Origin of the sequence: Spiroplasma endosymbiont of Clivina fossor (assembly GCF_964031115.1) — a bacterium.
Taxonomy (GTDB): domain Bacteria; phylum Bacillota_I; class Bacilli_A; order Mycoplasmatales; family Nriv7; genus Nriv7.
In genome coordinates, this window is record NZ_OZ035006.1 from 1,358,569 (window position 1) to 1,371,302 (window position 12,734).

A 12,734-nucleotide genomic window follows, 5' to 3' on the forward strand; every position below is an offset into this window, starting at 1 on the left:
TTTATTGTTCCTTTTCTTTCATTTTTCTTAAAAATTTGCTGAATTTATCCATTTTTAAGTATTCTAAGTCTTCTAAATCAATTGCTGTGTCATTATAGTATTTATCTTCATAGTCAGGATTTACTTTTGAATTTAAGTAATCTCTTAAAAATGCTAGGTAAAAAGAATTGTAAGTGTTTAATATTGGTAGAGGAATTTTTAGTTTAAAAAAATAAATATCAAGTTCAGGAATATCGCGGTATTTAATGCGACGACCCTTTTTACTATTTTTAGCATCAATTAAGGTGTTTCGTCAGCGTTCATATTCTTCAATACTAGTAAAGGTGCCATAGATGACTTTTAAATAGGGGCGAAAAATATTAACGGGTTTTTTACGAATGCCCACAATCACATTATTGGCAATATCACGAACTTTAACTCAAATATGTTTATCTCTTTGACCGCTAGCGAGAACAATATGACCGAAATGGCGTGCCAGAGCGAAATATTCTTGAATACCGGTTTCTTCGTTTTTGGTATTATTTTTTTCCCAATCAGTTCCTTCTAAAAATAAGTTGGTTTCATCTCATAAAAGTAAGGTTTTGTCTGGCAATACCGGATAATCAAAATCTAATAATCCCATATGGCCTAAACTTAATTTTTGGGTTTCTAGTAATGGAAATGTTGATGCGATATGATATTTCTTCTTTTTTAATAATTTTGATGCGTATACTAGAAAGGCGGTTTTTCCAGTTCCTAATGAACCAATAACAATATTTAATGGTGAATTTTTTAAGAAATTAATAACTTTGTTAATTTGTGTTAAATTACTGATTTTAAAAATAAAAATTAAAATACAACCTGCTAAAAATAAATAACTCACAATGTTTTTAAAATAACCGTTGTAAACATATCAAATTGCTCCTCAATGTCATAAAATTAAAAATGAGGTGCGATTCAATTCAATAAAATGGTTATTTTTTTCTATTATTCATTTGCAAAATTTCATCTTGCACCTCACTTTATTTTTTTGTTAGCGTACAGCTCCAAGTAATTTTTCAAACATTTTAAAGCAAATAAAGAATATTGCCAAAATAAATGGAAAAATGAATATTCAGTAGTCAGCAAAGAAATTACCGACTTGTGGCATATTAACAGCAATAATTTCCCACATTTTAGTAAACGCTGTTATAATCGCATTTCATAATTTAGTCATCGCGTCACTAGCTGTTATCTTCGTTACTGCTGGTGCTTCTGTTAAGAAAGTTCCAATCATATAATCACCCCCTTTCTTTTTAAAACATTCATCATTTATATTCAAAGTTTTTCTTAAATTTATTAAAACCACGATTAACCTTAACACGACTGTATTTTTTACTAATTAATTTTGAATTTCTTTGTGAATGCATTACAACGTAACTTCTTGACATTACTTTTGTTTCTATCTAAATACTGATATGGTTTTTCAAAGTAGCATTAGAATAAATCACACCATAATCGCTGTTAAGAATCAAAAAGCAATGTTTGCCATTAAAAGTCAAAGTGGTGCTTCGGTTAAATCAATCTCTTTACCACCACTAATATGAGCCGGAATAGTTGTAATTTGGATAAACAAATCTCAGAAAGTTTGTTTAATTTGTTCTCAATTAAATTCTTTTAAATTTACTGTCATTTTTTATCTCCCAAAAATCATTTTTATTGGTAAATACATAATTGAAATTAAGGCGAAAAGAAAAGTAATGATAATAATTAATCCGGCAATAAATGCAACTTGTGCAGGCATTTTTTCTATCGGAACAAACAGTTTTAAGAATTCCATAATAATTTCTCAAAACATTATTTTTTATCCGCGCTATTTTCTTTTGAATTAGGAGCTTTAACTCATTCTTCAAAGCGAGCAATAAACACTTTTTCATCTTTTGTAAAATTACCAGTATTATTTTTAATGGCATTTTTATATTTAATTCGCATTTTTATTTTGGCATAAATTTTATAAGCAAAATATGCCAGTAACATTATGCAGATAATAATAAATATTAGTCCAATCGCAATATTCATTTTTAAACTCCTTTAAAATAGTTATAATTTGTATCTTTTTTGTTGTTTTCTTTTTCGGCAACGAAGAAACTTAATAATTCTTGTCCTTTAATTAACTTGGTTTCTTGCTCAGATTGATTAATTGAGATTACTTGGTATTCATTATTCTTGATTATTCCGATGCAAATCGAATTTTCATATTTTCCTTTATAAACAAATCGTTTTGGAAACCAAATACCGATTTGTTTATTAAATCACGGAATTTTTGGTGCTTTAATTAAAATTGCATTTTGTGTTTCTTTTAAGAGATATTTTTTAGTATTTAAGAAAATGTTTTCAATGTTTTTCATAGTAAATTACCTTTCTTATTTGTTATAAACTAAGTTATTTAACTAAGTTTTTTAAACATTTATATATCGCAGATTTGAATGTTTAACAAGTTTTGTTAGTAAACCTCGTTTACTAATTAACTTAGTTTGATTTCATTGGTGCAAAAAAATATAAGGCATAATTAAAAATAATAAGTGTTAATTTAACCTTATATTTCTTGCAATAAATAAATGAGCTCATATTTATTAGACTTCTTGCAAAATTAATATGATAATTATAATTTTTAAATTTAAAATAAATATAAAAGTGTTATTAAAATAATTTTTAGATTATTTTTACAAATATTTTGTCATTAAAACATAATAAAAATTATTATTTACAATAAAAAAAGACTGAAATTTTAAATTATCAAATATATTTAAACTAATAGTTGTAAATTATAAATTGAAGCTATTAAATTAAATCTTAAAGCAAATCTTTTTCTACGATTTCGATATTTTTCACTAATAATTTTAAATTTTTTAAGTATAGCAAAAACATTTTCAATAACAATTCTCATTTTTGAAATTCGCTCATTATTTTGCTTTTCTTCTTTATTTAAAGGGTTTTTCTTTGATTTTCTTTTAGGAATTAAAACATTATGATTAATTTTTTGTATGCCTTGATAACCTAAATCCACTAAAACAGTTGTTTCTGGTAAAAATTTAATTTTTGAATCTTTTAAAATTTTAAAGTCATGGTTTTTACCATAAGAAAAATCAGAACTAATAATTTTTTTACTATCTTTTTCAATTATAACTTGTGTTTTTATTGTGTGTTTTTTCTTTTTTCCTGAGTAGTGCTGTTTTTGTCTTTTTTTGGGCGTTGGATTTGGCTTTCAGTTACATCAATTATAACAGTCTTATCTTTGAAATAATCTTTTAATAGTGATTTTTGACCAGTAAGTTGTTGAAAATTAGGGTGTTTTATTAAAGTGTCTTCAATTCATTTGATATTTCTATAACAACTACTTTCACTAATATCATAACTTTTTGCAATATGAAAATAAGTTCTATATTCTCTTCAATATTCTAAAGTCATTAAAATACGATTTTCTAATGATAATTTATTGGTTCTTCCGCGACGAAATCTCTTTTTTAATTCTTCTATTTTTAAAATTTCTAGCATTTTATTAAAAGTAGTATGTTTAATACCAGTTAATCTTAAAAAATTTTTATCACTTATTTGATTATTTTTTTTAAATTTCATTTAAATTCCACCTTTTTATTAAAAACAACAATTCAATTATATTTTAAATTAATTTTGCAAGAAGTCTATTTATTGATTTTGTGTAAAACTAACATAAGTGTGTGCTTTACACAAAAATTCCTGAAAAATAGTATTGCCTTTAAATAAATCTTGTGGATTATCAATATTTTCTAAAAAATAATCAACAACTTTATCAAGTGCATCAGGTTCTTTTTTTATTTTTTTTTTTTGTCATTTTCTGTTTTCCTTCGTTTAAGTATAATTCAGAATGAATTATCGAGACACAGAATTTTGGACAGGCCCAAATAAAAAATCATTCTCATATGAGAATGATTTTATTTTTTCTTTTTAGAAGCTTCTTTTAAGCGATTATTAATTATTTGTCAAGTTAATCTTGCAATCATCGCAGCATTATCAGTACAGTATTTGTTATTAGGAATAATAACTGTGGTATTTTTTGTTGCTAAGTTTTTAACCTTAGTTCGTAAAACACTGTTAGCAGCAACCCCACCTACTACTGTTATCATTTTTGGATGATATTTTTTCATTGCCATTGTTAATTTTTTAATTAAAATGTTAGTTGCTTGTTCTTGAAAAGAACAAGCAATATCTTCTTTTCTAAATTCTAATTGGCGAGCATTTAATTTTTTAATTAAATTTGCTACTGCAGATTTTAAACCACTAAATGAAAAATCAAAACTGTTATCATTTTTCCCTAATGGCAGTTCAAAAATATTTTGTCCTTTTTTTGCTATTTTATCAATTATTGGTCCACCTGGATATTCAAGTTCTAATAATCTTGCTACTTTATCATAAGCTTCACCGACAGCATCATCATAAGTTTCTCCTAAAATATGAAAATCAAGATGTTTTTTCATTAAAACTAATTGCGTATGACCACCGGATACTACTAAGGTTATTAAGGGAAACTTAAATTCATTATTAATGGCAGCACTATAAATATGACCTTCAATATGATTACAAGCAATAAGTGGTTTTTTTAACATTAATGATATTGTTTGAGCGCAAACTTTACCGATATGAAGCGAACCACTTAATCCCGGATGGTCAGTATAACCGATGTAGTCAATATCATGATATTGGATTTGTGCTTGTTTAATAGCTTCTTTTAAAACATAACTAATTTTAGAAATATGAAGTCTTGAAGCAATTTCAGGAACAACCCCACCATATTGTTGATGATTAGCTATTTGTGAAAAAATAATATTGCTTTTAACTTTTTTATCTTTATATATTGCTATTGCTGTTTCATCACAACTTGTTTCAATAGCTAAGATGGTCATATTTTTTCTCCTTAATTAATAACAATAATTGAATTACCTATTTCATTAATATTGGGTAATGATTTATTATTTGTAATAAATATATCACATTCCTTTAAATTGGCGTATTTAATAAAACCAATTGTGTTAATACTATCATTTTCAGCAATAATAATTTTAGTATTAGAAGCACTTAATACTTTTTGTTTCAGTTGTGCTTCTTCTTCATTTTTAGCATATAAATCATAAGTATTAGAAATATTCTTAATATTAAGAATGCATTTACTGAATTTAACATTTTCTAAATTTGTAAATCACACACAGTTATTAGACTATGCTTTTCTTAATTGATTTCATAATACCATATTTTGTATTATTAAAATTAAAATAAAAATTTTAATTTTGTCGAAAACTCTTGATATTTATTGAATATACTTAATTTTAGGTATATTTTTAATATGATAGAGGTGGATAATAATTATGGAAAAAATAATTCAAGAACTAGTAAATACTTTAACAGATGATCAATTTTTAGAATTTTATGAAAAAGTCAAACAACAAGCAGAATTAATAAAAAAACAAAAACGGTTAAATGAAATTGATCAAAAATTTAGAGCGCAAGGTATTAAATGCCCTAAATGTGAATCTTACCATTGCGTTAAAAATGGACATAATTCAGAAGGAAAACAAAAATATTTATGTAAAAATTGCCGTGCAAGTTTTGACACTTTTCGTAATCATTTTATTTATTGAAGTCATTTAAATTATGAACAATGAAATTTATTGATTCAAATTTCATTGCTGGGGCAATCTAGTAAAACAATTTCTCGTTTTATTAAAACTACATTAAAAACTGCTTGATATAATCGTCAAAAATTAATGAAATCAAAACAATTAGAAAATACCCAATTAAAATTTAAAAAATTATCTGGTAAAATCCAAATCGATGAAACATTTATTAAAGAAATCCATAAAGGAAATTTCAAATATAAAACTGATCCACGAAGAATTCACCTTGACCCCTTCGCAACTAATACTAAATGCTGTATTCAAATGGCAATTGATAATAATAACAATATTTATGTTAAATCCACAAACACCAAACGTTTACAAAAACAATGAGTTATTGAAAATATGAACAAAGAATTAATTAACGAAAATTCAATTATTACTTCTGATATGCAAAAATTATATTTTTTAGTAGCAAAACAAACAAATTCTACTTTATGTGTAACTAAAACAACAATTAATCCTGAAGCTAGTTATCGTAACTTAAATAAAATCAGTAAATTACAATCTAGTCTTAAAGAAGCCTTAATTCATTATCATGGTTTAGGTTTTACTAATATTCAAAATTATTTAAATCTCTGAAAATGAAAATACCAACATAAGGGTTTAACTCCAAACCAACAAACAGCGGTATTATATTTTAATGTATAAAAAAGTTAAAGTAAAAATAGTAATTTTACATAAAAGCCTTTTAAAATTATCAAGTTGATGATTTTTTTTATTTTATCAAGAGTTTTCGACAAAATTAAAAAAAGAAATCAAGTAATAGAACATTTATTTAATTTAGGTAAACCGTTTGCGATGTTAATACCATTAGTAAGTATTGCATTAAAACCAATTAGGGAAAAAATAGATCAGTGTGAGTTATTAGTTTTTAATAAAAGAATAAAATTTATTGCTTATAATGGTATAGTTTGTAAAAATCCACCAAGTGAAACTGCTTATATTTGTCATAATGTTTTGCCTAAGCAAATTGTTTATAGAAAATTAAAGGAGTTAAAAAATGAAAGAAAAAATACCATTAAAACTAAGAATTAAAAATTATTTTAAAAAGCAGTGGTTAAAAGTATCATTAAGTATCATTTTCATCTTTATAAGCTTATTAATTTGTAGCCTAATCTCAATGAATACTGAATGAATAAACGGAACAAGTGACCAATTTAATAAATTTATGAATGAACAAATGGTTAAATTCTTTGGTAAATTCAATAGTGGTATTATGCTAGCGGGAATATTTGTTTTTTGATGAGGCGGAGCAATATATTTTGCAATTAAATTTGAAAAATTAATCCTCTTTATTATTCAAAAAATTAAAGCAAAAAGAGCCTTGAAAAATGAAATCAAACAAACTAATTAATTCTTTAAAAAAATATTGGTGGAGAATTTTGCCTTACATTTTTATGATTATTATCTTTTTCATTCCATTTTTAAAATTGGAAATTAATGATTTGAAATTATTATATGAAAAATTTGAAGCATTAATTTCACTTATGATACTAGGATATTTAGATATATGCATTACAATAGCTGTAATTATAAATTGTGGTATTGAGTGACTTATTAAAAAAATTAAAGAAAAAAGAACAATGAAAAATAAAATATTTAAAAAGGAGTGATAAAAATGTTTATGAAAATATTTACCGTCTTAATTATTAGTTTCAATAACATTTTTACCATTCCCCAAAATATTAATAATAACAAAATAACAACACAATCACTAATTAGAAATAAAAGACAAAATAACCAAATTTACGAAAAAGAAGTTAAACTTGAAAATTTAAAAGAAGTTGAAATTGAGAATATTCAACAACATCATGATGAATTAAAAATAATAATAAAAGTTCCTATAAGTATAAATAAAAAAAATCTTGAAGAAGTACTTAAAGAAAGACCAAAACCGACAAATGATAAACTTGAATTTATAACTCCTGCTTTTTTAAAAAACAATGAAATAAGAAAAAATCTTGAAGATTTAACAGGAAAATATGGCAAAATAATTAACCAAAATAACAATAGAAAAACATACAAAATCCAAAAGTCTATCCAATTAGAAATGACAATAAATTACTATGATCACTCAAACGGATATAGAATAGAAATAAATCCTAGAAAAACATTTATCATTAAAACAGAAAAAGATACAACCGACATTGACTTGCCAAGCATAACTATTAATTTTGACGGTAACCATAACTATAACGATATTGTTGATAATCTTGATTATTTAATGATTCATCGCGGTGATTTTGACAAATTCAATTACTCTTATCTTTATTGAACACCAGTATTTAATTTCATTGACACCCTAGAAAAAGGTTATTACAAAGAATTTAGGATTAAAAATCACGACTTTAAAGACGAAAGCTATTTTTATCATAAAACTTCAACTAATTTACCAAACTCAGAAATAATCAGCCCTACAAATGTAACCAAAATTGAAGTTATCAAAAAAATTAAAAAAAGACTTAATGAAACAATTAACAATCTTGCTGGCGTAAATAATGCAATTGAAGGCATCGACTATAATACAGAAATTAAAGATAATAACAACAATTACTTAGATGATAGTGCTACTTTTGATTTAACAAAACAGATAATGTTGCTGACAAAACATTTACCGTTAAATTCACTGCAATTGAAACGAGTACACAATTGCAAGGGGAAAATACGATTAAAATGGCCATTCCGAAACAAGAGGATACCAACGATAATGTCCTTAAAATTAAGGCATTTAACAAAACTCTAATTGCTGGAAATAATTATTTACAATTACTCCACGGTGAAACCGAAATCTGAAAATATAATACTTCAAGTGCTAACGATTATTACCTAATTAAGTATCTTTTTGTACCTTAAATTACCTCAATGTTAGATTTAGTTTTCTACGCTATGACCCCGATTTAAAAAATGATATTTACCTATATTTTAAAAATAACATTCCTAGTATTAACAACAGTGATTACAAAAATGTTTTTGATGAAATCTATGAAATTCTTGGCAATTTCTTTGCTAGTTTATTTTATGCGACTTTTGATATGGACGAAAAAACTCATACCGAAATTGATTTTAAGGGTATAGAAAACTATAAGAAGGATTACTTTATTCAAATCGGTTTCTTTTATCGTTCATTAATTACCTTTTATCCCAAAAAATACTTAGTAAATATTGTAGGAAACTCAGAATTATTACTAAGAAGTTATTTCTTTACTTTTGACAAAAAAATGCACCAAGATAATTACAATGCTATTAACAACACCAATAGCATCTATCAAATTGATTTTAATGTCCTTAAATCTTACGACAATAAACTGATTACCTTGCCAACCAGCAAGACTGCTAACAGTATTAATTATCTCAATACCGATATTGATATTCGTTATGGTATTAATATTTTTACCTTAACTTTTCCACTTTATCACAAAGGTAATATCTCTAACTACAATTTTAAAATTTATGACTTTAATGTATTAAATTCAAAGGCCTTTATTCCTGATGGTTCAAATAACAGTGAATGAGACGATTTAATTCCACCAGCAAATTGCAAATATTCTGGACGATGAATACCAACCTTTAATGATATTGGTTGTGCCATTCAAAATGCTAGTATCAAAATGATAAACTGAATACTTACTGCTTCACAAATCATCACGATTTTGCGACCGTTAGCAATTATTGCAAAAGCAACAGTTAACTTTTCAACTGCCATTTTTCCAATTTTTAAAACGGTACCAGCTTTTTACTATACCTTTCAATTTTTAATCGGTTTTGCCATTTTTCTAATGATATTAAGGATTTTCGTGTAATATATATAAAATAAAGAAGTTAAAATTATGAAATTTTTAAATATACTAACTCTCTTGGAATTGGCAACATTACCCATAACTGCTTGTAATAATAAAACAAATAAATCAATAACACCGCCAATAATTAAAAATCAAATTTACGAAAAAGAAGTTAAACTTGACAATTTAAAAGAAGTTGAAATTGAGAATATTCAACAGCATCATATCATGATGAATTAAAAATAATAATAAAAGTTCCTTTTAATTTTGTCGAAAACTCTTGATAAAATGAAAACGAATAAAAATGACAATAACAAGAAAGGCAGGGTTAGTTTAGTAATTAAATAATAGACTTCTTGCAAAATTAATATGATAATTATAATTTTTAAATTTAAAATAAATATAAAAGTGTTATTAAAATAATTTTTAGATTATTTTTACAAATATTTTGTCATTAAAACATAATAAAAATTATTATTTACAATAAAAAAAGACTGAAATTTTAAATTATCAAATATATTTAAACTAATAGTTGTAAATTATAAATTGAAGCTATTAAATTAAATCTTAAAGCAAATCTTTTTCTACGATTTCGATATTTTTCACTAATAATTTTAAATTTTTTAAGTATAGCAAAAACATTTTCAATAACAATTCTCATTTTTGAAATTCGCTCATTATTTTGCTTTTCTTCTTTATTTAAAGGGTTTTTCTTTGATTTTCTTTTAGGAATTAAAACATTATGATTAATTTTTTGTATGCCTTGATAACCTAAATCCACTAAAACAGTTGTTTCTGGTAAAAATTTAATTTTTGAATCTTTTAAAATTTTAAAGTCATGGTTTTTACCATAAGAAAAATCAGAACTAATAATTTTTTTACTATCTTTTTCAATTATAACTTGTGTTTTTATTGTGTGTTTTTTCTTTTTTCCTGAGTAGTGCTGTTTTTGTCTTTTTTTGGGCGTTGGATTTGGCTTTCAGTTACATCAATTATAACAGTCTTATCTTTGAAATAATCTTTTAATAGTGATTTTTGACCAGTAAGTTGTTGAAAATTAGGGTGTTTTATTAAAGTGTCTTCAATTCATTTGATATTTCTATAACAACTACTTTCACTAATATCATAACTTTTTGCAATATGAAAATAAGTTCTATATTCTCTTCAATATTCTAAAGTCATTAAAATACGATTTTCTAATGATAATTTATTGGTTCTTCCGCGACGAAATCTCTTTTTTAATTCTTCTATTTTTAAAATTTCTAGCATTTTATTAAAAGTAGTATGTTTAATACCAGTTAATCTTAAAAAATTTTTATCACTTATTTGATTATTTTTTTTAAATTTCATTTAAATTCCACCTTTTTATTAAAAACAACAATTCAATTATATTTTAAATTAATTTTGCAAGAAGTCTAATATAATTAGCTGATTGTTTTACTTCTTCAAAGCAATACCTAAGAAAACTAAACACGACCTACTTTATGTTGAGGATAGCAATTATCGCCTAAATTAGGTAAAATATACTAGTAGTTAATTAAATAATAATTTCTTAAAGTTATTAAAAATTCTTATATCTAATATTTGTAGATATACAATAATTAAATGAATTATTAAAATAGTTAAAGATAGAAAGGAAGAAATTAATTAATGACAGATATAAAAAATATTAAGAAAGATTTTCCCTTTTTTCAGAAAAATAAAAATATTGTTTATTTAGATAATAGTGCTACTAGTTTAAAACCACAATGTGTTATTGATAATATTATTAATTATTATTTAAAATATTCTACTAATCCTCATAATACTGATTTTTTACTAGCCTATGATTGTAATGAGAATATTCAAAAAATTCGTAAACTAGTTGCTGAATTTATTAATGGTAAAGATAGTGAGATTATCTTTACTCCTTCAACTACTTTTGGATTAAATCAATTGGCTTTAGGGTTAGAAGCATTAATTTCTAAGGATGATGAAATTTTATTAACAATGGCTGAACATAGTTCTAATTTATTACCTTGGTATCGTTTAGCAAAAACTAAACAAGCAAAGATTAAATATATTGGTTTGGAAGATTTAACGATTACTATTACTAATGTTAAAAAATTATTAACACCGAAAACTAAAATTGTTAGTTTTGCAAATATAAGTAATGTTTTAGGAACTGTTAATGATACTAAAGCGATTTGTCAAGCAATTAAACAATATAATCCTAATATTATTGTTATTATTGATGGTGCTCAATCAGTTGGTCATATTAAAACTGATGTTCAAGATTGAGATATTGATTTTTTAGTATTTTCTGGTCATAAGATGTTAGGACCAACGGGTATTGGTATTTTATGAGGAAAAAATATGATGTTATCTAAATTAGCACCAATGTTATTAGGTGGTGGTAATAATGCTATTATTAATGAGAACAGAACATATTCTTTAGTACAAGGATATATGGGTTTTGAATCAGGAACACAAAATATTGCTGGTATTTTTGGTTTACAAGAAGCGATTAAGTATTTACAAAATATTGGTTTAGAAACAATTCATAATTATATTACTAGTTTAAAAGATTATGCTGTTAATGAAATACGAAGGGAAAATTTAGATGTAACGATTTATAATCCTAATGCTAAAAGTGGCATTTTAGTTTTTAATGTTAATAATGTTGCTGCCCACGATGTATCAGTTAATTTAGCTAATAACCACAATATTTGTCTTCGTAGTGGCATTCATTGTGCTAGTTTAATTGATCAAGTACTTGGTGTTGAAAGTTCATTACGAGCTAGTTTTTATATTTATAATACTAAAGAAGATGTTGATAAATTAATTATTGCATTAAAAACAGGAGGTAATTTCATTGATGATTTCTTATAATGAATGAAGAAAGATAATTATTAATCATTATCAAAATCCTCAGTATCAAGGTTTTATTAAACATAATCAAGCAATTGAGCGATTGCAACCTAATTTAAGTTGCGCTGATCAGTTAAATTTACAGTTAGTAGTTATCAATGATGTTATTGTTTCAGCTCGGTTTATGGGTTATGCTTGTGCAATTGCAACTTCTAGTGCTGACTTGATTTGTCAAACCATTACTAATAAATCAAAATATCAAGCAATAGCAATTTTAAATAATTATTCATTAATGATTAATGTTAAAGATTATGATAGTGATATTTTAGAAGACTTAATTGTATTTACTCATACTAAAAAGCAACCAAATCGTAAGCAGTGTTCATTATTAGCAAGTAGTGGATTTTTAATGATGTTATAATAAATTATAAGGAGG

The 12,734-nt window shown here is 24.7% G+C and carries 20 protein-coding genes; 9 read left to right on the forward strand and 11 right to left on the reverse strand.

Going from position 1 to position 12,734, the window contains the following annotated elements; genetic code table 4:
- Position 1: 1 nt before the first annotated feature.
- The 9 genes from AAHM82_RS08070 to AAHM82_RS08105 all read right to left on the reverse strand — a co-directional run bounded on the left by AAHM82_RS08070 (position 2) and on the right by AAHM82_RS08105 (position 5,197).
- The gene (locus tag AAHM82_RS08070; RefSeq protein WP_342263578.1) at positions 2–988 is read right to left on the reverse strand and encodes a hypothetical protein; all 987 of its coding nucleotides are present in this window, start codon (positions 986–988) and stop codon (positions 2–4) included.
- Between the two features lie 24 nt (positions 989–1,012).
- The gene (locus tag AAHM82_RS08075; RefSeq protein WP_342263579.1) at positions 1,013–1,342 is read right to left on the reverse strand and encodes a hypothetical protein; all 330 of its coding nucleotides are present in this window, start codon (positions 1,340–1,342) and stop codon (positions 1,013–1,015) included.
- A 78-nt stretch (positions 1,343–1,420) separates the two neighbouring features.
- The gene (locus AAHM82_RS08080) at positions 1,421–1,651 is read right to left on the reverse strand and encodes a hypothetical protein (RefSeq protein ID WP_342263580.1); all 231 of its coding nucleotides are present in this window, start codon (positions 1,649–1,651) and stop codon (positions 1,421–1,423) included.
- A gap of 164 nt (positions 1,652–1,815) precedes the next feature.
- Positions 1,816–2,037, reverse strand: coding sequence for a hypothetical protein (locus AAHM82_RS08085; protein ID WP_342263581.1), 222 nt, complete (start codon positions 2,035–2,037; stop codon positions 1,816–1,818).
- A gap of 2 nt (positions 2,038–2,039) precedes the next feature.
- Complete coding sequence (locus tag AAHM82_RS08090; RefSeq protein ID WP_342263582.1) at positions 2,040–2,366, reverse strand: hypothetical protein; 327 nt, start codon at positions 2,364–2,366, stop codon at positions 2,040–2,042.
- 398 nt (positions 2,367–2,764) lie between these two features.
- The gene (locus AAHM82_RS14180) at positions 2,765–3,157 is read right to left on the reverse strand and encodes a transposase family protein (RefSeq protein ID WP_342264845.1); all 393 of its coding nucleotides are present in this window, start codon (positions 3,155–3,157) and stop codon (positions 2,765–2,767) included.
- On the reverse strand, positions 3,154–3,594 hold the full coding sequence (locus AAHM82_RS14185; RefSeq protein ID WP_342263396.1) for a transposase family protein: 441 nt from the start codon (positions 3,592–3,594) through the stop codon (positions 3,154–3,156). The genes AAHM82_RS14180 and AAHM82_RS14185 overlap by 4 nt, the downstream gene beginning before the upstream one ends.
- 335 nt (positions 3,595–3,929) lie before the next feature.
- A complete protein-coding gene (gene tsaD, locus AAHM82_RS08100; RefSeq protein ID WP_342263583.1) occupies positions 3,930–4,898 on the reverse strand; it encodes a tRNA (adenosine(37)-N6)-threonylcarbamoyltransferase complex transferase subunit TsaD in 969 nt (322 codons plus the stop codon).
- An 11-nt stretch (positions 4,899–4,909) separates the two neighbouring features.
- Positions 4,910–5,197, reverse strand: coding sequence for a hypothetical protein (locus AAHM82_RS08105; RefSeq protein WP_342263584.1), 288 nt, complete (start codon positions 5,195–5,197; stop codon positions 4,910–4,912).
- A 160-nt stretch (positions 5,198–5,357) separates the two neighbouring features.
- Between AAHM82_RS08105 and AAHM82_RS08110 the strand changes: the two genes are divergently transcribed.
- From AAHM82_RS08110 to AAHM82_RS08140, 7 genes are all read left to right on the forward strand, one after another.
- The gene (locus AAHM82_RS08110) at positions 5,358–6,317 is read left to right on the forward strand and encodes an IS1/IS1595 family N-terminal zinc-binding domain-containing protein (RefSeq protein WP_342263585.1); all 960 of its coding nucleotides are present in this window, start codon (positions 5,358–5,360) and stop codon (positions 6,315–6,317) included.
- Between the two features lie 150 nt (positions 6,318–6,467).
- Complete coding sequence (locus AAHM82_RS08115) at positions 6,468–6,704, forward strand: hypothetical protein (protein ID WP_342263586.1); 237 nt, start codon at positions 6,468–6,470, stop codon at positions 6,702–6,704.
- Positions 6,670–7,023, forward strand: coding sequence for a hypothetical protein (locus tag AAHM82_RS08120; protein ID WP_342263587.1), 354 nt, complete (start codon positions 6,670–6,672; stop codon positions 7,021–7,023). Before AAHM82_RS08115 ends, AAHM82_RS08120 begins: the two co-directional genes overlap by 35 nt.
- Positions 7,001–7,285 carry a hypothetical protein gene (locus tag AAHM82_RS08125; RefSeq protein WP_342263588.1) on the forward strand — a complete coding sequence of 95 codons (285 nt, stop codon included), beginning with the start codon at positions 7,001–7,003 and terminating at the stop codon, positions 7,283–7,285. The genes AAHM82_RS08120 and AAHM82_RS08125 overlap by 23 nt, the downstream gene beginning before the upstream one ends.
- 2 nt (positions 7,286–7,287) lie before the next feature.
- Complete coding sequence (locus AAHM82_RS08130) at positions 7,288–8,412, forward strand: hypothetical protein (protein WP_342263589.1); 1,125 nt, start codon at positions 7,288–7,290, stop codon at positions 8,410–8,412.
- A gap of 289 nt (positions 8,413–8,701) precedes the next feature.
- Complete coding sequence (locus AAHM82_RS08135; protein ID WP_342263590.1) at positions 8,702–9,469, forward strand: hypothetical protein; 768 nt, start codon at positions 8,702–8,704, stop codon at positions 9,467–9,469.
- A 27-nt stretch (positions 9,470–9,496) separates the two neighbouring features.
- Positions 9,497–9,688, forward strand: coding sequence for a hypothetical protein (locus AAHM82_RS08140; protein WP_342263591.1), 192 nt, complete (start codon positions 9,497–9,499; stop codon positions 9,686–9,688).
- A 280-nt stretch (positions 9,689–9,968) separates the two neighbouring features.
- On the opposite strand, the gene AAHM82_RS14190 is transcribed toward AAHM82_RS08140, so the two are convergent.
- Complete coding sequence (locus tag AAHM82_RS14190) at positions 9,969–10,361, reverse strand: transposase family protein (RefSeq protein ID WP_342264845.1); 393 nt, start codon at positions 10,359–10,361, stop codon at positions 9,969–9,971.
- Complete coding sequence (locus tag AAHM82_RS14195) at positions 10,358–10,798, reverse strand: transposase family protein (RefSeq protein WP_342263396.1); 441 nt, start codon at positions 10,796–10,798, stop codon at positions 10,358–10,360. Before AAHM82_RS14195 ends, AAHM82_RS14190 begins: the two co-directional genes overlap by 4 nt.
- A gap of 300 nt (positions 10,799–11,098) precedes the next feature.
- Between AAHM82_RS14195 and AAHM82_RS08150 the strand changes: the two genes are divergently transcribed.
- Positions 11,099–12,319, forward strand: a complete 1,221-nt coding sequence (locus AAHM82_RS08150; protein ID WP_342263592.1) for an aminotransferase class V-fold PLP-dependent enzyme — start codon at positions 11,099–11,101, stop codon at positions 12,317–12,319.
- Positions 12,306–12,719, forward strand: a complete 414-nt coding sequence (locus AAHM82_RS08155) for an iron-sulfur cluster assembly scaffold protein (protein ID WP_342264861.1) — start codon at positions 12,306–12,308, stop codon at positions 12,717–12,719. Before AAHM82_RS08150 ends, AAHM82_RS08155 begins: the two co-directional genes overlap by 14 nt.
- Positions 12,720–12,734 lie beyond the last annotated feature (15 nt).